This is a genomic window from Cupriavidus sp. SIMBA_020, from assembly GCF_046535395.1.
In the GTDB taxonomy this organism is placed as follows: domain Bacteria; phylum Pseudomonadota; class Gammaproteobacteria; order Burkholderiales; family Burkholderiaceae; genus Cupriavidus; species Cupriavidus campinensis.
In genome coordinates, this window is sequence record NZ_JAWRWU010001654.1 from 1 (window position 1) to 237 (window position 237).

At 62.4% G+C, this 237-nt stretch carries 1 protein-coding gene; it reads left to right on the forward strand.

Features of this window, described 5'->3' with window-relative positions; genetic code table 11:
• Positions 1-237: hypothetical protein (locus tag SB751_RS35215; RefSeq protein ID WP_410749641.1), on the forward strand; the 237-nt coding region annotated here is incomplete at both ends.

Consider the following 237-nt stretch of genomic DNA (forward strand, 5'->3'; position numbering starts at 1 on the left):
CTTTCCGCCCGTGCCTCGATGACGGTATCCAGGGCGTGGCGGTCCTGGACGCTTCGTTCCGGGTGCGCATGCTGTATCAGTACGATCGGACGCTCAGGGACGCCTTGGCTGGCTATGACGCCCGCATCAAGACCTTTGAGAACGTCACTATTCGTCACACGCATCTCGCCGCAGGCCGCGAATCCGTGACCGCCGACCTAGACACGAAGGGTCCGGGGCGCTTCATCGAATACGTGG